The organism is Pectobacterium peruviense (assembly GCF_002847345.1).
GTDB classification, from domain to species: Bacteria; Pseudomonadota; Gammaproteobacteria; order Enterobacterales; family Enterobacteriaceae; genus Pectobacterium; species Pectobacterium peruviense.
In genome coordinates this window covers 69184-88320 of the sequence record NZ_LXFV01000019.1, presented here as the reverse complement: position 1 = coordinate 88320, position 19137 = coordinate 69184, and the positions used below count along the sequence as shown (strand labels likewise).

Below are 19137 nucleotides of genomic sequence, written 5' to 3'. Positions count from 1 at the left end.
AGATTATCTAATGCCGATCGTTTAAAGATCGAGATAACGGGGCGACCACGGTGCGAGGCATCCCTGCGGGAGCCTCATCCCCGTGTTTCCCCTCAATCCACGATTAGGTGAACGGTATGGCATCAGCGTGATTTCGTCTTTTACGGCACTTTTCGTCGCTCGCAGACTCAAATCCCCATCTTGCTAGGGTGGCTGACGACAGAAGCCGTTCAATTTTGAGGAGTACACACCATGAATTTTCGCCCGCTCGTGTTGGGTTTACCGCTGTTGCTGGCTGGATGCAGCACGCTTTCCAATTTCTCCTGGTCTAGCCTGTCGCCGTTTAACTGGTTCGGCAGTGCATTACAGGTCACCGATGCAGGCGTCGGCGGCATCAATGCGGGTACACCGTTGTCCGAAGGGGCGTTACAGAACGCGCTGGATGGTAATTATCAACTGCGTAGCGGAATGGGGACATCCAACGGTCAACTGGTCGCGTTTTATCAGGCGCTGGACGGCAAAGACGTGAAGATAATCATCAGCGGCCAGCCGAAGGGCAGTGTACGTAAAGTTGAAGTCATGGATCCGGCGATTGGCAGCGCAGGTGGCGTGAAAATCGGTGACGCCTTTAGTAATACTTACAGCAAAGCGTTTGAATCCTGCCAGTTGGGACAAGGTGACGATGCGCAGAGCGTTGAGTGTGCTGCGCCGCAGAGCGCGCATATCAGCTATGTCTATTCCGGCGAGTGGGGCGGCCCAGAAGGCTTGATGCCATCTGACGATATCCTGAAAACCTGGAAAGTGAGCAAAATCGTCTGGCATGCGCAGGCGAGAAATTAATTCATCTTGATGTAAAAGACTAATTTGTTTTTACGCAAGGTAAAAGTCAGGTGGCTTCGGGTATGATACCCGCGCCGCCTGATATTTTTTCGGCAGCCGTATTTGCCATCACTACCGTAGTAAACCATAACAACAAAAGAAAAAACTGACGCTTGAGGAAGCAGAAATGACACCAATTCAAAGCGGTATTTTATTGGAACACCGCCGTTTTGCCATTTTTATGGAAGCGATGATTCAGGGAGAGTTTGATGCTATCCGGCAGGGATGCAAAAAATTCTGTCAGACGTTACACGATTTGCAGCAGCAGTATCCCGACGCCGGGTTAGGCGCGGTGCTGGCGTTCGGCAACGATGTTTGGCGCGATCTGGACTGTAACCACAGCGCGGCAGAGCTGAAATCATTTACGCCGTTGGGTAACGGGCTTGCTCCTGCTACGCAGCGCGATTTGCTGATCCATATTCAATCGCTCCGCCATGATGTCAATTTCACGCTAGCACAGGCGGCGCTGGCCGCGTTTGGTAGTGCGATTCGTATCGAAGAAGAAACACACGGCTTCCGCTGGGTGGAAGATCGCGATTTAAGTGGCTTTGTCGACGGCACGGAAAACCCGCAGGGCGATGCCCGCCACGCCGTGGCGATTATCCCTGAAGGCCAGCCGGATGCGGGTGGCAGCTACGTATTTACCCAGCGTTGGGAACACAATCTGAAGCAGTTGCAGCGCTTTAGCGTGGAACAGCAGGAACAGATGATCGGGCGTACAAAGCAGGATAATGAAGAGCTGTCGTCCGATGAGCGCCCTGTGACTTCGCATCTCAGCCGCGTGGATTTAAAGGAGGACGGCAAAGGGCTTAAAATCCTGCGTCAGAGTCTGCCTTATGGCACCGCCAGCGGGAAGAACGGGCTTTACTTCGTCGCTTACTGCGCGCGTTTGCACAACATTGAGCAGCAGTTGCTGAGCATGTTCGGCGATCGTGACGGTAAACGTGACGACATGCTGCGCTTTACGCGTGCTGTCAGCGGCAGTTATTTCTTCGCGCCGTCTCTGGATCAGCTTTTGTCCCTGTAAGATCCAACGTGTTTTCCTGGTGCCTGTCTCCGTGCAGGCATCGGTTCTTTCAGCTTTCTTTCATCGGCTAACCTGCCGCATTTTCTTCTGCTATCTCTTCTCTTTTTTTCCTGTTATCTCTCGCCGTGGTGTTATGCCCTTTAGCGCTTAAAAACTCCGAAATATTATATATAAAGGTTATATGTTAACCACCACTTCCCCCTACACTGATTTGCGCTGACAAGTGCATTTTATTCAAAAAATGGCTATGCAAACGATAGACCACCCATAACAAGGCCTACCGAATAGGCTCTAACTCTGGCAGGAAATAAGATGAATCAAGTACAGGTGAAAGGCTGGCTGGTGAAGGGTTCTCTGGCGCTGTCATTGCTGCTGGGCGGACAGAGCGCTGTCTCTGCTACCGAGTTGCTGAACAGTTCTTACGATGTGTCTCGTGAGCTATTTGTTGCGCTCAATCCCGGCTTTGAAAAGCAGTGGTTAGCGCAGCACCCCAACGATCCACTAACGATCAAGCAGTCGCATGCCGGTTCGTCCAAGCAGGCACTGGCTATCCTGCAAGGCTTGAAGGCTGACGTCGTAACGTATAATCAGGTGACTGACGTCCAGATCCTGCACGATCGCGGTCAGTTGATTCCCGCCGACTGGCAGGCGCGTTTACCGAATAACAGTTCTCCGTTCTACTCAACCATGGCCTTTCTGGTTCGTAAAGGTAATCCAAAAGGGATCCACGACTGGAACGATCTGGTACGTGACGACGTTAAGCTGATTTTCCCGAATCCAAAAACCTCCGGTAATGCGCGTTATACCTATCTGGCCGCTTGGGGCGCGACCAGTAAAGCTAACGGTGGTGATGAGGCTAAAACCCGTGCGTGGATAACGCGTTTTCTGGCGAACGTCGAGGTATTTGATACTGGCGGCCGTGGGGCAACGACCACGTTTGTGGAGCGTCAGTTGGGCGATGTGCTGATCAGCTTTGAATCCGAGGTGAATAACATCCGTAATCAGTACGGTGCTGAGAATTACGAGGTGATTGTCCCGAAAGTTAACGTACTGGCGGAATTCCCGGTGGCGTGGATTGATAAGAATGTCGAGAAGAATGGCACCGAGCAGGCGGCAAAAGCCTATCTGAATTACCTTTATACGCCGGAAGCACAGAAGGTGATTACCGATTTTTACTACCGTGTGAATAACCCTGAACTGGCGCAAGCGCTAAAATCCCGCTTCCCAGAGACCACGTTATTTCGGGTAGAAGATCAGTTTGGGTCATGGCCCCAAGTGATGAAAACTCACTTCGACACTGGTGGTGAATTGGATAAATTGCTGGCGGCTGGTCGTCAATAATGTCTTTTGGTTCGGGTAACCTCTTTTCTGGTTCCAGTAAACGGGTGCTGCCGGGATTCGCGCTGAGTCTGGGCAGCAGCCTGCTATTTGTCTGTCTGATTCTGTTACTGCCCTTAAGTGCGCTGGTGATGCAACTCTCTGAAATGAGTTGGGGGCAGTACTGGGCGGTGATTACCAATCCACAGGTGGTGGCCGCTTACAAGGTGACGCTCTTAGCGGCTGGGTTGGCGACGGTATTTAATGCGGGATTTGGCCTGTTAATGGCGTGGATTCTGACGCGCTATCGCTTTCCCGGGCGTGCTCTGCTGGATGGTCTGATGGACTTACCCTTTGCGCTCCCCACCGCCGTGGCGGGGCTGACGCTGGCCGCGCTGTTTTCAACGACTGGCTGGTACGGCGCATGGTTGGCAGAATACGGTATCAAGGTGTCCTATACCTGGCTTGGCATTACAGTCGCGATGGCGTTCACCAGTATTCCTTTTGTGGTGCGTACCGTTCAGCCCGTGTTGGAGGATCTGGGTCCAGAATACGAAGAAGCTGCGCAGACACTGGGGGCGAATCGCTGGCAGTGTTTTCGCTACGTCATTTTACCAGAATTAACTCCAGCGCTATTAACGGGCACCGCGCTGTCGTTTGCCCGCAGTCTGGGCGAATTTGGCGCGGTTATCTTTATTGCGGGGAATATTGCCTGGCAGACGGAAGTCGTTTCGCTGATGATTTTTATCCGTTTGCAGGAGTTTGATTTCCCTGCCGCCAGCGCGATTGCCTCCGTCGTGTTAGCGGTTTCCTTACTGATACTGTTTGCCGTCAATGTGCTGCAAAGCCGTTTTGGTCAACGGACCCGGAGCGTGTAATGGCGGAAATTCCTGACGTGAAGCGGCGGCACCAACCTCATCCTGTTCGGCAGGAGCGCAACTGGGCGAAAGCGGCGTTGATTGCGCTGGGCGTGATATTATCGCTCATCATGCTGGTCATCCCCTTGGTGTCAATTTTTGCCGCTGCGCTATCGCACGGGCTGGGCGGTGTCTGGCGTAATCTGAGCGATCCTGACATGCTGCATGCGATCGGCCTCACGCTGCTGGTGGTCGCGATTGTCGTGCCAGTGAATCTGGTCTTTGGCACGCTGCTAGCGTGGCTGGTCACGCGCTTTCAGTTTCCGGGGCGACAACTGTTGCTCACGCTGATCGACATTCCCTTTGCCGTCTCGCCGGTGGTCGCCGGTTTACTGTATCTGCTCTTTTACAGCACTAACGGCCCGGTTGGCGGCTGGCTGGACGAGCAGGGGCTACAGCTGATGTTTGCCTGGCCAGGTATTGCGCTGGTGACGATATTCGTGACCTGCCCGTTTGTGGTCAGGGAACTGGTTCCGGTGATGATGAGTCAGGGCAGCCAGGAGGAAGAAGCTGCCGTGCTGCTCGGCGCGTCAGGTTGGCAGGTGTTCTACAAGGTGACATTACCGAATATTCGCTGGGCGCTGCTTTATGGCGTTGTGCTCACCAATGCGCGGGCGATTGGCGAATTTGGCGCGGTATCTGTGGTTTCTGGTTCGATTCGTGGCGAAACCTATACGCTGCCGTTGCAGGTCGAATTGCTGCATCAGGATTATAACAGCGTAGGGGCGTTTACCGCTGCGGCGCTATTAACCGTGATGGCGATACTGACGCTGTTGATCAAAAGCGCCATTCAGTGGCGTGTAAAACGGCAAATGAACAAACACTAACGTTTATCTCACTCACGTTGTACGCGTGAGTTTTTTAGGACTCAACTTGTGACAACGCTTGAGCAATGTATTGGCAATACCCCGCTGGTGAAATTGCAGCGCATGACGCAGGGGGTGAAGAGTGAAATCTGGCTGAAGCTGGAAGGGAATAATCCCGCCGGTTCGGTAAAGGATCGCGCTGCATTCTCTATGATCCAGCAGGCAGAAAATCGCGGTGACATTACCCCCGGTGACCGGCTGATCGAGGCGACCAGCGGTAATACCGGTATTGCGCTGGCGATGATTGCGGCGCTAAAAGGCTACCGGCTGCGCCTGCTGATGCCGGACAACATGAGCTATGAGCGCCAGACTGCGATGCGTGCATATGGTGCAGAGCTGGTGTTGGTCAATCGCAAGCTGGGGATGGAAGGGGCACGAGATCGAGCGAAACAGATGGTGCTGGCGGGAGAAGGGAAAACGCTCGACCAGTTCAATAATCCGGACAACTCGCTGGCGCACTTTCTCACAACGGGGCCAGAAATCTGGCAGCAGACGGCGGGCAAGCTGACGCATTTTATCTCCAGTATGGGGACGACAGGCACAATCTCCGGTGTTAGCCGCTATCTAAAGCAGCAGAATTCGGCAGTCTGTACCGTAGGGTTACAGCCTGCTGAAGGGAGCCACATTCCCGGTATTCGCCGTTGGACGCCGGACTATATGCCAGGCATTTTCCGCGCCGATCTGGTCGATCGTATTCTGGATATGACGCAAGTGGATGCCGAGAATACGCTGCGGCAACTGGCGCGTCAGGAAGGTATTTTCTGCGGTGTCAGCACCGGTGGGGCGGTGGCTGGCGCGCTGCGGATTGCGGTGGAAAACCCCGGCAGCGTGATTGTGGCGATCGCCTGCGATCGCGGCGATCGGTATCTGTCCACCGGGGTATTTGATTAAGGTTACTCGAATTATTTAGAGTATTTCGAATGATTACTCCCGCTCCAGCGCATGAATCGGTTCCATCCGCGCTGCGCGACGGGCGGGGAAGAAGCCGAAGATAATGCCGATCAAGCTGGAGCACAGGAACGCGGCAATGATCGATGAACTGGAATAGATCATCGAAAAATTGCTGCTGAGCTGTGCGAATAGCACGCCGATAGCCAACGACAGCGCCACGCCCGCAATACCGCCGAACAGGCAAACCAGCACGGCTTCGATAAGAAACTGCTGCATGATGTCGCTAGTGCGTGCGCCGACCGCCATACGAACGCCGATCTCTCGGGTTCGCTCCGTCACCGACACCAACATGATATTCATCACGCCGATACCGCCGACCAGCAGCGAAATCAGGGCGATCATCGAAACCAGTAGCGTAAGCGTGGTGGTGGTTTTCTCGATCATCTGTCGGATGCTATCGGTGTTCATGATAAAGAAGTCTTTCGTACCGTGCCGCTGCATCAGCAGGTCGGTAATCCTCTGCTCGGCGATGCTCATATCAATATTGTCTTTCACCCGCACCGTGATGCTTTTCAGGTAGGACTGCCCGACCATGCGCTTCATCACCGTGGTGTACGGCAACCAGACGTTCAGGTTTTCATCGCTGCCAAAGCCGTTTTGATTCTTGCTGACGACGCCAATAATCCGAACGGGCAACGATCCCAGCAAAATCACCTGGCCAATAGGATCTTCGCCGTGGGGAAAGAGCTTATCGCGGGTATTTTTGTCAATCACCGCATCCTGCGTTAGCTCATCGACGCTGCTACGAGGGAAAAGCACTCCACGTTCCAACGTATAGCCACGCACGGTGAAGAACTGTTCGCCGACCCCAGAAACGCTGGCGGAAACGGCAATGTTACCGTATCGCATCGTTACGCTGGTGGAGACCGAGGGCGTCACGCTATGCACGTAGGGCTGCTGCGTCAGTGGCTGAATATCACTGGCGCGTAGCGTCTGGATAGCACTGGCATCCATGTCGCCGAAACCTTTGCCGGGGAAGATCTCCAGCGTACTGGTGCCCATCGAGTTGATATCGGCTAGCACCTGCTCTTGTGAGCCTTTTCCCAGAGCGACCACTGAAACGACGGACGCGATACCGATGATAATGCCGAGCATGGTCAAAAAGGTGCGCATCCGCTGGGCGTTCATTGCCAGCAGCGCCATTTTAAACGCATCAATAAAGCGATCTTTGAACTGATTCAGGGCAGAGGTGGCCGGAGAGTTTGCCGCTTCCGGTAACGATGCGATAGCTTCTTCGGGGCGCGTCTGTCTATCGGCAATCACTTCGCCATCGCGCAATTCGATGATGCGCTGTGCATGTTCAGCAATCGTCATATCGTGCGTGACGATCACGACCGTATTGCCCTGTCTGTGCAGGTCGCGAAGTATGCTCAGAACTTCATTGCCGCTGTGGGTGTCCAGCGCACCGGTCGGTTCATCCGCCAGAATGATGCCGCCAGCGTTCATCAGCGCCCGCGCGATACTCACACGCTGCTGTTGGCCGCCGGAAAGCTGGCTGGGTCGATAGTGAAGACGATTTTCCAGCCCCAGTCTGGTCAACAGATCTGCTGCCCGTTGACGGCGCGCCAGTCGGCTCTTTCCTGCATAAATCGCGGGTACTTCGACATTCCCTAGCGCGGTCAGATCGCCAAGCAGGTGATAGCGCTGAAAAATAAAGCCGAAATGTTCGCGGCGCAGTTCAGCGAGCTGGTCGTTATCTAGCTCACCAACGGAACGTCCTGCTACCTGATAGTCACCGGCGGACGGCTTATCCAGGCAGCCGAGAATATTCATCAGCGTGGATTTTCCCGATCCTGACGCGCCGACAATCGCTACCATTTCGCCCTGATTGATGGTCAGGTTGATGTCTTTGAGAACGGTAACGTCCTGTTCACCGTTGGAAAAGCGGCGCGTAATACCGGTCAGCTTAAGTATGGATGTGGACATGCGTTACATCCCCATCGGCGGGCCGGGATGCGTGGAGGCTGCATCGCCGGATGACTGGGTGACAACCACCTGCTCACCGACGCTGAGCCCCGAGCGGATCTGGGTACGCACGTTATCGTTGAGGCCAAGCGTCACCAGACGAGACTCAATCTTCTTATTCGCGTTCACGACCTGCACGTACCACATGCCATTGCGTAAAGTGAGTGCAGTCGCGGGGACGACGATGGCATTTTTCACCGAGGACAGCAGAATATAGACCTGCGCCGTCATTGAAATACGCAATACGCCGTCGGGATTTTTCACATCGAACTGGCCGTTGTAATAGATTGCGGTACTGGATGATGAACTGGAGCTGCTTGTGCTGGATGACGTCGTGGTGGTATCCGTGTTGATGGAGTCGGGCGCGGGCTCGATCGAACTCAGCGTGGCTTCGTAGCGTTTATTCGGCTCGCCCAGAATACTGAACCAGACGGGCATACCGGTTTTTACCTTGACGACGTCGGCTTCTGAGATTTTTACCTTGATGGTCATGGTGTCCAAATTGGCGACCTTGGCGATGGTCGGCGTCGTCTGGATCGCATTCACCGTTTGGCCTGCTTCAACCGGAATCGCGACGACGGTGCCATCCATCGGTGAGCGAATCTGCGTGTATCCCAGATTAACCTTGGCGGTGTTGACGGTGATCTGTGCCTGAACGATTTGGGCATCTAGCGCGTCGATATTGGCTCTGGTCGCGTCGAGTGTCGCCTTCGCACTATCGTAATCAGCCTGTACGCCCACACCGCGCTTCACCAGCATTTGCTGACGCTGCCAGCTTAATTCGTTATTACGCAATTCAGCCAATTTGGCGGCTCGCTGAGCCTGAACGTTTTTTAGCGCAGCCTCGCCATTCTTTAATGTGTCCTGCTGAGTGAGGTCATCAATCTCGGCGATCAATTGCCCTTTTTTCACTTTATCGCCGAGTTCGACGTGCAGCGCTTTGATTTGTCCTGAGGCTTGTGCCCCGACGCTGACCTGCTTCTGTGCCTCAATTTCTCCGTCGGCGAGTACTGTCTGTTCGAGATCCGCAATCTCTGCGGCGGCAGTGAGCGCATTGGGTGCTGGCGATGGCTTGTTGAAAAATAGATGAATAAGCACGGCAGTGACGATAAGACCAATGGCGATCGTTGTACGGCGGCGTGTAAAAAATCGTGGTTGCATCAGGGGGAGTCGTCCTTAATGAATGCTCTTAACGGGAGTAAATAGCGCAGGTGAGTAATTTACCCTGAGTCCGTAAAGGTATCGGTAATCTTTGCTGAAAGAAATGGTAAGGATTAAGTAAATCTGGCTGCGAATATTCACGTCAGGCCTGAGAATACATTATCTATACTCGTCATACTTCAAGCTACCTGTGTGTTTTCCCTCTCATAGCTCGAATTGTTTAGGGTATATCCGATTAATGAGGACTGGATATGAATATTTTATTGGTCGATGACGACGTAGAGCTGGGCGATATGCTCTGTGAGTATCTGAACGCGGAAGGGTTTTCCACATCTCGCGTGCTAACAGGAAAAGAAGGCGTCGATGGCGCGATATCGGGTGATTATACCGCGATGATCTTGGATGTCATGTTGCCGGATATGAGCGGGATTGATGTGCTGCGCCAGATCCGAAAAACCCAGCAACTGCCCGTTATTATGCTGACGGCGAGAGGTGACAACATCGACAGGGTCATCGGTTTGGAAATGGGGGCGGATGACTACATGCCTAAACCTTGTTACCCGCGTGAACTGGTGGCAAGGCTGCGTGCGGTGCTACGTCGCTATGACGATCAGCCGAGTACAAAACGAGACGAAAGTGTGGCTGCCAGTGGCGATCTGGTATTGAACCCCGCAACGCGCATCAGCGAATGGCGTGGGAAGCCGTTTGATCTGACGGCGTCTGAGTTTAATTTGTTGGAGTTGCTGCTCCGTTCCCCTGAGCGGGTTGTGTCAAAAGATGAGCTGTCCGAAAAATGTCTGGGGCGTCGCCGCGAGGCCTATGACCGCAGTGTGGACGTGCACATCAGCAATATTCGTCAGAAGCTTGGAGCCTTGGCAGGCAACACGATGACGATTGAAACCGTGCGCAGCGTAGGATACCGGATTCGCTGATGATGATTCGTGGAAGACTTTTCTGGAAGATATTACTGGGATTTTGGCTGACGTTTCTCGTCATGTCTCAACTGCTGTGGTTGGCTTTTTCCTTGAGTGGAGATCGTCATAAGCCGTTGGAAGAAATTGTGGTTTCACGCATTGCGACGATGCAAACCGAGATAGTGGCCGCGGCGTTGCAACATGGCGGTTTGGGGGAGCTGAACGATGTGATGTCGCTGCTACCGGAGAAAGAGCAGCAATACATTTCCATCACGGAATCGCCTCTGCCGCTGTCGGAACAGGAATTAGTTTCCTCCCCGCAAAACGCTTTGCTCGACGAGGCTTTTGCACCGGAAAAACGTGGCGTGCAGCGTGCCACCTACGTTATCAAACAGGTCAGCGGCCCAGCAGGAAAGTGGTATCAGATACGCTATGACGCTGAATTGCTACGCAGCGAATTTCGTCCTCCTCGTCCCGTCGAGTTCCTCAATGTGCCTGCGCCGTTTGTAGTCATTGCGGGGTTTGGTGGACTGCTGTTCAGCTCGGTGCTGGCATGGAGTTTGGCACGTCCGTTGAACCAGATCCGCGCCGGTTTTGATCAGGTTGCGCAGGGCGATCTGAATGTGCGCCTGCTGCCGGTGATGCGTAAACGTCACGATGAAATTAGCGATGTAGCGCGCGATTTTGATTCCATGGTCGAACGGCTGGACAGCTTGGCTAGCGCGCGTGAACAGCTGCTTCATGATGTTTCGCATGAGTTACGTTCCCCACTGGCGCGTTTGCAGCTTGCCATCGGGCTGGTGAGGCAGAACCGGGACAATCTAGAGAATTCCTTGCAGCGCATCGAGCGTGAAGCTTTATTGATGGATAAGATGATCGGCGAACTGCTGACGCTATCGCGCACGGAGAATTCCGGCATTGAGGAAGCCTATTTCGATCTACTGGGGTTGGTGACAGCCGTGGTAAACGATACACGCTATGAAGCGCAGGTCACGGGCGTTGAAATCCTGCTCGCCGCGGATGAAGACGACGATTACACGATTAAAGGCAATGCGGAGCTGATGCGTAGGGCTGTCGATAATGTGATGCGCAATGCGTTACGTTTTTCTGCACCCGCACAGCAGGTTGCGGTGTCGTTAATTGGCAATGAGCAGGAGTGGACGATTCAGGTTGCCGATCAGGGGCCTGGCGTGGAGAAAAGTAAGCTCTCCAGTATCTTCGACCCTTTCATTCGGGTTGATTCGCCGCTGTCCGGCAAAGGCTATGGATTAGGGCTGGCGATTGCCCGTAAAGTGGTGCTGGCGCACGGTGGACATATTGAGGCGGATAATGGTGAGCAGTGCGGGTTAGTGATTCGGCTGTGTGTGCCGCGCTGGAAAGCCTGAAACGAAAACGGCACCATCCTGGTGCCGTTTCGTGCAAACGTAGTAAACCATCCGTAGAGTGGCGGCTTACTTTTTGATACGGATAACCGGCGTTTCACCGACAACAACCGTACCACTCAGTTTGGTCAATTCCTTGATTTCATCCATGTTGGAAATAACCACTGGTGTCAGGGTAGACTTCGCTTTTTCTTCTAGCAGAGCCAGGTCAAACTCGATAACGACATCGCCTTTCTTCACGCGTTGGCCTTCTTCGGCGATACGCTTGAAGCCTTCGCCTTTCAGTTCAACGGTATCGATACCAAAGTGCACAAACAGCTCAATGCCGCTGTCAGACTCGATGGAAAACGCATGGTTGGTTTCAAAGATTTTACCGATGGTGCCGTCTACCGGTGCGACCATCTTGTTGCCAGTTGGTTTGATGGCAATGCCGTCGCCGACGATTTTCTCTGCAAACACGACATCAGGAACATCTTCAATATTGACGATTTCACCAGACAGCGGGGCAATGATTTCGATGCTGCCAGTGTCTTTTTTATCGTCAGAAACCAGAGATTTCAATTTATCGAACAAACCCATGATTCTCTCCTAAGTATTAATATTGGGCCAGCGTATACCCTAATCTTTCAAGTCGGTGTGGCATTAGCTTTCTTCGCTACCCCGACTGCGATGGTATCGCCTGTCGGGGGTGCTGATTGCCACCTTGAAACCTATTAGGTAAAGCAGAATCAGCAGAGCGTTTTTTCTTTAATGAAGCGGCTCACCAGATTGCTTAACTCTTGTGCTGTCGGTTGAGCTAATGCTTGCTCCGCCAGCGCCTTCGCATCTTCGTAATTCGCATTACGGATGATTTTCTTGATGCTCGGGATAGAGATCGCACTCATGCTGAATTCGTCCAGACCCATTCCCAATAACAGTAGTGTAGCACGTTCGTCACCGGCGAGCTCACCGCACATCCCTGTCCATTTGCCTTCGGCGTGAGATGCGTCGATGACTTGCTTAATCAGCGTCAGAACGGCTGGGGACATCGGATTATAGAGATGAGAAATCAGCTCATTACCGCGATCAACTGCCAGAGTATACTGGGTTAAGTCATTTGTCCCAATACTAAAGAAGTCGACTTCTTTGGCTAAATGTGGCGCGATAGCAGCGGCGGCAGGTGTTTCAACCATAACGCCGACTTCAATGCTTTCGTCGAAGGCTTTACCTTCTTCTCTCAGCTGCGCTTTTAGCATCTCCAGTTCGGCTTTCAGCTCACGTACTTCTTCCACGGAGATGATCATCGGGAACATGATACGCAGTTTGCCAAATTTGGACGCGCGCAGAATAGCACGCAGCTGTGCGTGCAGGATTTCTTTACGATCCAGACAGATACGGATGGCACGCCAGCCAAGGAACGGGTTCTCTTCCTTCGGCAGGTTCATGTAAGGCAGGTCTTTGTCGCCGCCGATATCCATGGTACGGACGATAACGGCCTGAGCGCCAACGGCTTCGGCAACGGCCTTATACGCTTGGAACTGCTCTTCTTCGGTTGGCAGTGAGTCACGATCCATGAACAGGAATTCGGTACGATACAGGCCGACACCTTCTGCGCCGTTACGTTCTGCACCTGCGACATCACGCACGGTACCGATGTTGGCACAGACTTCAACCTGATGACCGTCCAGCGTGATGGCTGGCAGATCTTTGAGCTTGGCCAGCTCATACTTTTCAGCGTGGTATTGCTGCTGAACAGCTTTTAATTCTTCAATTTTATCCGCAGTCGGATTCTGGTAAATCTTGTTGTTTACCGCATCCAGAATCAGATAGTCGCCGTTTTTGACCTGACGGGTCACATCGGTCGTGCCGACGATCGCAGGCAGTTCCAGAGAACGGGCCATAATGGAGGTGTGGGACGTGCGGCCACCGATATCGGTAATGAAGCCCAGCACTTTGTCCAGATTCAACTGCGCGGTTTCTGACGGTGTCAGGTCCGTTGCGACCAGAATGACTTCATCCTGAATATCGCCCAGATCGACGATGGTCATATTGAGAATGTTGCGTAGCAAACGCTTCCCAATATCACGCATGTCCGCAGCGCGTTCTTTCAGATATTCATCATCAAGCTCTTCCAGTGCTTTGGCCTGATTTTCAATAACGGAAAACGCAGCAGCGTCGGCGGAAGCATGTTCATCTTTAATCAGGGCTATGATTTCCTGCTCGAACTCTTCATCTTCAAGCAGCATGATGTGCCCTTCAAAGATGGCTTCTTTCTCTGCGCCCAGCGTTTCGCCCGCTTTCTTCTTGATAGCTTCCAACTGTGCGGATGCTTTGGAACGGCCAGTCAGAAAACGTTCAATTTCCTGCTCTACCTGATCCGCAGAGATTTTTTTCCGGTTGATGAGAATTTCATCTTCTTTCAGTAACAGTGCCTTACCAAAAGCAATACCCGGTGATACTAATATGCCTGAAATCATAACCCTACCTTACTCGATTCTGGTGTTCACTAAAAAACTCGTCGGTTACTCGAGCTCAGCCATCAGCTTGACCAGGTGTTCAACCGCTTTTTGTTCGTCTTCGCCTTCCGCAGCGATAGTAACCACAGTTCCTTGTGTTAAGCCGAGTGTTTGTAATTTGAACAGGCTCTTGGCGCTAGCGCTCTTGCCGTTGGACGTCACGGTGATGTCTGATGTGAAGCCTTTAGCTTCTTTGACGAACTGAGCAGCGGGACGAGTGTGCAGGCCATTCGGTGCGGTGATAGTCACTTCTTGCTGGAACATGCTTTTTTCCCCAACTTATGGATTAGATTAATGTTGTGGAACTAAAGTTTAGCTGATTCACTGAACTTTAGCCTGTTTGGTTAGCTCCTGATTTATGTTACAGGGGCAGGCCACGATGCGACAAGAAAACCGTCAAACGTATTTCCTGAATAAAATACCATCAAACACCGCAGATTCCGCCACCCATTATCTTAACCTCAGTCGCAAAACGGCGATGTGGGCTATCGTGCGCAGGAAACAAACCGTCGTACGCAGGACAAAACAATGTGATGGGGCGTGGTCTTTGTCGGATATTAATTTCACGCATCAAAATAATTGTTCGGTTAAATACTAAACCTGATGCAGAAAAGCAATCTGTATGTGGTGGAAAGTTTGAAGTGTGCCACAAAAAAGCACCTAAATAGGTGCTTTTTTAACACATTGGTTACTTATTGTCCGAGGATGACCTAGTGGACTATTGTTGCAGTTCCTGCTCGGTGAACAGGTCGGCAAAGAGTGCGGTGCTGAGGTAACGTTCGCCGGAAGAAGGCAAAATTACGACGATAGTTTTACCGTCGAACTCTTTCTCTTTGAGCAAATTCAGCGCTGCGGCAACGGCTGCACCGGAAGAAATACCAGCCAGAATGCCTTCTTCTTCCATCAAACGGCGTGCGGTGCTGATCGCTTCTTCATTCGTTACTTTTTCTACGCGGTCAATCAGTTCCAGATCCAGGTTACCGGGAATGAAACCTGCGCCGATGCCCTGAATCTTGTGTGGGCCTGGTTTTAATTCTTGGCCTGCTAGCGCTTGGGTGATTACTGGTGAATCAGTAGGTTCAACCGCCACGCTGATGATGGCTTTGCCTTTGGTGTTCTTGATATAGCGGCTCACGCCAGTCAGCGTACCGCCTGTACCGACACCAGAGATAAAGACATCAACCTGACCGTCGGTATCTTCCCAGATTTCAGGGCCAGTGGTTTTTTCGTGGATCTCTGGGTTAGCTGGGTTGCTGAACTGCTGCAACAGCAGATAACGGCTCGGATCGCTAGCGACAATCTCTTCTGCTTTGGCGATAGCTCCTTTCATGCCTTTTGCGCCTTCGGTCAGCACCAGGTTAGCACCCAACGCTTTCAGCAGCTTACGACGCTCGATACTCATGGTTTCAGGCATGGTGAGCGTGAGTTTGTAACCGCGAGCCGCCGCGACGTAGGCCAGGGCAATCCCTGTGTTTCCGCTGGTAGGTTCAACCAGTTCGATACCCGGTTTGAGAACGCCGCGCTTTTCTGCATCCCAAATCAGGTTGGAACCGATACGGCATTTTACGCTGAAGCTGGGGTTGCGGGATTCTACTTTAGCCAGAATGCGTCCGTTGCCGATACGGTTCAGGCGAACCAGCGGCGTATGGCCGATTGTGAAAGAATTGTCTTCGTAGATCTTGCTCATAGCCTGTCCTTATAACTGTATGAAATTTTTGCGAACGTAGAGAGAATACCCGTTCACACTTTTCAGTGAAGTAAAGAATTGCTATATCGTTATGTTCTTAAGAAATATCTTTTCATTACAATAGAAAGCACTGGCCGCTGTGAGCCAGTGCACATTGTTTCTTATGGCGCTTTTTTCGGCAGCGTTGCGGATAGATTCCGATAACGATCCACCCACAGCTGCGTTGCGCCACAGACTGCGACGGGCATGATGACCAGATTCAAAAAAGGTACCAGCGTAAACAGGCTGACCAATGCGCCAAACTGCATATTGGCGACCTTGTGGCGGCGTAATGCCTGCCGCATCGTGGCAAAGCCCACTTTGTGGTTATCAAAAGGATAATCGCAGTACTGAATTGCCAACATCCACGCGCTGAATAGGAACCACAGAACCGGAGCAACAGTTTGCCCGATGCCGGGAATGAAATAGAGAAGCAATAGCACAATGGCGCGCGGCAGGTAGTACGCCAGCTTTTGGACCTCACGCTTCATGATGCGAGGGACGTCTTTGGCGATACCCAATATGCCGCTGTCTGGCAGCGTTTGGCCGGTTAATTTTGCTTCTAACTGCTCCGCCAGCAAGCCGTTAAACGGTGCGGCAATAAAATTGGCGATAGTACTGAATAGGTAGCTGAATACTAGCAAGATGGAGAGTACGGCGAGTGGCCAAATGAGGTAGCTGAGCCATTGAAGCCAGCTTGGAATATGACTCATGATCTGAGGAATCCAGGCATTCAGCTGAGTGAAAAGCCACCAAAAAGCGCCGCCCATCAGCACGATGTTCATGAGCAAAGGAAGAATAACGAAACGCCGGATGCCCGGCAGTGAGATCAAGCGCCATCCGGCAAGAAAATAGTGTACGCCGCTGCGAGTTTGGTCTGGCGTGTTGTTGTAAGACGGTTTTTCGGAAGACGATGGTTTTTCTGGAAACATGGTGCCGATATACTCAGTCATTTGTTTGTTAAGGCATCATATCGGGATGATCTTATGCTGGCTAGCCTGCATTTGGATGAAAAAACAGCAAAAAAGTGCGTTATGCCTATCTTTATTGTCATAAAGTACCGTGCAGGCTTGCACTTGTGTACTCAGGCAAATAGAGTTAGTAGTATAAGTATTTGTCATGTTGGCAATGTATTGTCGGAAAAATTGGGATAGCAATGATGCAGGACTTGCGTCTGATATTAATCGTTGTTGGCGCTATCGCTATAATAGCGCTTTTACTTCACGGCTTGTGGACCAGCCGTAAAGAGCGTTCGTCCCTTTTTCGTGACCGCCCGGTTAAACGTGCAAAGAAAGCGCGCGATGAAACGCCGCTTGACGATCTGGATGAAGGCGTTGGCGAAGTTCGCGTGAAAGGTGCTCGTCCGCAGCAGAGCGAACCTTCATTTGGCAGTGCTTCGGTTGATCATTCCTCATTTGATAACACTTCGTTTGATAACTACAACGCGCGCGAAGAGGCTCGTTCAGAGGCGAAATCGCCGTTTGAACATCTGTCTCCCGTCTCTTCTTACGATCCGTTACTGGACGAAGCGACGCCAGTAGATTCTCCGCGTTCTCAGGTGCGTGGCGATGCCAATCCGCTTGCTGTCGACCCTAGAGAAAACCCTATTCCTGACGCCCCGCGTGAACCGTTTGCATATGATGCTCCGCCATCTGCGCCACAACAGCCTGTCGCGCATTCGCTACATGAGAAAGTACAGCCTGCACCTCAGCAACCTGCTGAACCTGCTGCGGCAAAAGAAGCCGTTTTGGTGCTGCACGTGGTGGCACATCAAGGCGGTGTCATCGGTGGTGAACTGCTGTTACAAAGCCTGCTTCAGGCCGGTTTCCAGTTTGGTGAAATGAATATTTTCCATCGCCATGTGAACCCCGCTGGCGCAGGGCCGGTGTTGTTCAGCTTGGCGAATATGGTTAAACCTGGTTCGTTTAATGTGGACACAATGTCTGAATTCTCGACGCCCGGCGTGTCCATTTTCATGATGGTGCCGTCTTATGGTGACGCCAGCCAAAATTTTAAACTGATGCTACAGTCTGCGCAGCGTATCGCTGACGATGTTGGCGGTGTAGTGCAGGACGATGAGCGTCGTATGATGACGCCGCAAAAGGTTGAATCCTACAAAGCTCGCATTCGCGATGTGCTGAAGGCCAACACTTGATAGCATAATGTATGTGAAAGCAGTAGGTGAGAGAGAAGCCTCCGTCAGTGGAGGCTTTTTTTTATCCTTCGATCCGACCGTGATTCTTTGATCCGACATTGATGTAGAAAAGCAGGAAAAGGTGAAACGTTGTGAGTGAAGCAAAAGGATTAAAACAAGAGCTTGGCCTGATTCAAGGCGTTGGGCTGCTTTCTACTTCGCTATTGGGGACCGGGGTGTTTGCGGTTCCTGCGCTGGTCGCGCAATTGGCACAGCAAGACAGTCTGTGGGCATGGCCGATATTGATCCTGTTTGTTTTTCCTATCGCCATTGGCTTTGCTGCGCTGGGGCAACGTTTTCCTCATGCGGGCGGTGCCGCACACTTTGTTCATTTAGCCTTTGGGCCGCGCATGGCGCGTGTGACCGGCTGGCTATTCCTTTCCGTTATTCCTCTTGGCCTGCCTGCGGCTTTGCAGATTGCTGCGGGGTTCTGGCAGGCGGCATTTGGCTGGAGCGATCTGGGGCTGCTCTGCGTACAACTGTTGACGTTAGGTGGTATCTGGCTGCTTGGCCTGCGCAGTGCAGGGTCCAGCGCTAACATTCAGATCGTCATCGCGATGTTAGTTGTAGGGCTGGTTGCCGCGATCTGGTGGCAGGGTGATATTGCGCCTGCGCACATTCCTTGGCCGTCGGTGAGTGAACTGTCATGGCCTAACACCTTCGGCGCGCTGGCTGTGATGTTCTGGTGCTTCGTTGGTCTTGAAGCGTTCGCTCACATGGCGACGGAATTTCGGGTGCCGGAGCGAGATTTTCCACGGGCTTTACTCATCGGCATGCTGGTTGCTGGCGCGGTTTATTGGGGATGCACGGTAGCGGTATTGCATTTTAAGGCTTACGGGGAGGGGATTGCCGCAACGGCGTCACTGCCAGGGATCGTCGTGCAGTTGTTTGGTCAGCACGCCTTGTGGATTGCCTGCTTTGTTGGGTATCTGGCCTGTTTTGCCAGCGTGAATATCTACACGCAGGGATTCGCCCGTTTAGTCTGGTCGCAGGCACCGAAAGGCAGTGCGCTGGCGAAGCTGTCCGCAGGGCAGGCGCCGGTGAATGCGCTGTCGATTGTTGTTGCCTGTTGTCTGGTGTGCTGCCTGTTAATTTATTGGCTCAGGCTGCCGTTGGATATGCTGATTGTGTACGCGAATGGCATCTTTGTGCTGATCTATCTGCTGTGTATGCTGGCAGGGTGGCGTTTGCTGAAAGGCCGCGCCAGAGTGATGGCGGCAATAGGAGGCATGATTTGTTGTGCGCTGTTGCTGATGATCGGCTGGAAATCGCTGTACGCGTTAATTATGCTGGCCGTGTTATGGCTGTTTCTGCCGCGCAAGTCGGTTGAACTGATTTCCCACTGAGCGGGCGATCGTCGCTGT

General features: G+C 52.4%; 17 protein-coding genes. 10 read left to right on the top strand and 7 right to left on the bottom strand.

Translation table 11 applies throughout. The features are described from left to right. Positions 1–231: 231 nt before the first annotated feature. From A0G03_RS14925 to cysM, 6 genes are all read left to right on the top strand, one after another. Positions 232–819: an RpoE-regulated lipoprotein gene (locus A0G03_RS14925; protein ID WP_048258883.1), complete on the top strand. Its 588-nt coding sequence runs from the start codon at positions 232–234 to the stop codon at positions 817–819. A gap of 166 nt (positions 820–985) precedes the next feature. Further along, positions 986–1885 (top strand): Dyp-type peroxidase, encoded by a 900-nt coding sequence (locus tag A0G03_RS14920; protein ID WP_048258884.1) that lies wholly within the window; start codon positions 986–988, stop codon positions 1883–1885. A gap of 312 nt (positions 1886–2197) precedes the next feature. Next, a complete protein-coding gene (locus A0G03_RS14915; RefSeq protein ID WP_011092486.1) occupies positions 2198–3226 on the top strand; it encodes a sulfate ABC transporter substrate-binding protein in 1029 nt (342 codons plus the stop codon). Next, positions 3226–4080: a sulfate/thiosulfate ABC transporter permease CysT gene (gene cysT, locus A0G03_RS14910; RefSeq protein ID WP_048258885.1), complete on the top strand. Its 855-nt coding sequence runs from the start codon at positions 3226–3228 to the stop codon at positions 4078–4080. The genes A0G03_RS14915 and cysT overlap by 1 nt, the downstream gene beginning before the upstream one ends. Then, positions 4080–4946: a sulfate/thiosulfate ABC transporter permease CysW gene (gene cysW, locus A0G03_RS14905; RefSeq protein ID WP_048258886.1), complete on the top strand. Its 867-nt coding sequence runs from the start codon at positions 4080–4082 to the stop codon at positions 4944–4946. Before cysT ends, cysW begins: the two co-directional genes overlap by 1 nt. 48 nt (positions 4947–4994) lie before the next feature. Continuing rightward, positions 4995–5876 carry a cysteine synthase CysM gene (gene cysM / locus A0G03_RS14900; RefSeq protein ID WP_048258887.1) on the top strand — a complete coding sequence of 294 codons (882 nt, stop codon included), beginning with the start codon at positions 4995–4997 and terminating at the stop codon, positions 5874–5876. 33 nt (positions 5877–5909) lie between these two features. Here the strand turns inward: cysM and A0G03_RS14895 are convergent, their stop codons facing one another. Further along, the gene (locus A0G03_RS14895; RefSeq protein ID WP_048258888.1) at positions 5910–7862 is read right to left on the bottom strand and encodes a MacB family efflux pump subunit; all 1953 of its coding nucleotides are present in this window, start codon (positions 7860–7862) and stop codon (positions 5910–5912) included. Positions 7863–7865: 3 nt separating this feature from the next. Beyond that, positions 7866–9062 (bottom strand): efflux RND transporter periplasmic adaptor subunit, encoded by a 1197-nt coding sequence (locus tag A0G03_RS14890; protein WP_048258889.1) that lies wholly within the window; start codon positions 9060–9062, stop codon positions 7866–7868. A gap of 251 nt (positions 9063–9313) precedes the next feature. Here A0G03_RS14890 and A0G03_RS14885 point away from each other — a divergent pair, with 251 nt between their 5' ends. Next, positions 9314–9994 carry a response regulator transcription factor gene (locus tag A0G03_RS14885; protein WP_048258890.1) on the top strand — a complete coding sequence of 227 codons (681 nt, stop codon included), beginning with the start codon at positions 9314–9316 and terminating at the stop codon, positions 9992–9994. Then, a complete protein-coding gene (locus tag A0G03_RS14880) occupies positions 9994–11361 on the top strand; it encodes an ATP-binding protein (protein WP_048258891.1) in 1368 nt (455 codons plus the stop codon). The genes A0G03_RS14885 and A0G03_RS14880 overlap by 1 nt, the downstream gene beginning before the upstream one ends. A gap of 66 nt (positions 11362–11427) precedes the next feature. Here A0G03_RS14880 and crr read toward each other — a convergent pair whose 3' ends face one another. The 5 genes from crr to cysZ all read right to left on the bottom strand — a co-directional run bounded on the left by crr (position 11428) and on the right by cysZ (position 16532). Next, complete coding sequence (gene crr / locus A0G03_RS14875) at positions 11428–11937, bottom strand: PTS glucose transporter subunit IIA (protein ID WP_011092494.1); 510 nt, start codon at positions 11935–11937, stop codon at positions 11428–11430. Positions 11938–12086: 149 nt separating this feature from the next. Continuing rightward, positions 12087–13814, bottom strand: coding sequence for a phosphoenolpyruvate-protein phosphotransferase PtsI (gene ptsI / locus A0G03_RS14870; RefSeq protein ID WP_048258892.1), 1728 nt, complete (start codon positions 13812–13814; stop codon positions 12087–12089). Positions 13815–13859: 45 nt separating this feature from the next. Further along, positions 13860–14117 (bottom strand): phosphocarrier protein Hpr, encoded by a 258-nt coding sequence (gene ptsH / locus A0G03_RS14865; RefSeq protein WP_002441228.1) that lies wholly within the window; start codon positions 14115–14117, stop codon positions 13860–13862. A gap of 454 nt (positions 14118–14571) precedes the next feature. Continuing rightward, positions 14572–15540: a cysteine synthase A gene (gene cysK / locus A0G03_RS14855; RefSeq protein ID WP_048258893.1), complete on the bottom strand. Its 969-nt coding sequence runs from the start codon at positions 15538–15540 to the stop codon at positions 14572–14574. 161 nt (positions 15541–15701) lie between these two features. Next, complete coding sequence (cysZ, locus tag A0G03_RS14850; protein ID WP_048258894.1) at positions 15702–16532, bottom strand: sulfate transporter CysZ; 831 nt, start codon at positions 16530–16532, stop codon at positions 15702–15704. 203 nt (positions 16533–16735) lie between these two features. On the opposite strand from cysZ, the gene zipA reads away from it, so the two are divergent. Together zipA and yjeH are read left to right on the top strand one after the other, a co-directional pair. Further along, complete coding sequence (zipA, locus tag A0G03_RS14845) at positions 16736–17734, top strand: cell division protein ZipA (RefSeq protein WP_189339537.1); 999 nt, start codon at positions 16736–16738, stop codon at positions 17732–17734. A 131-nt stretch (positions 17735–17865) separates the two neighbouring features. Further along, positions 17866–19119 (top strand): L-methionine/branched-chain amino acid transporter, encoded by a 1254-nt coding sequence (gene yjeH, locus A0G03_RS14840; protein WP_048258895.1) that lies wholly within the window; start codon positions 17866–17868, stop codon positions 19117–19119. Positions 19120–19137 lie beyond the last annotated feature (18 nt).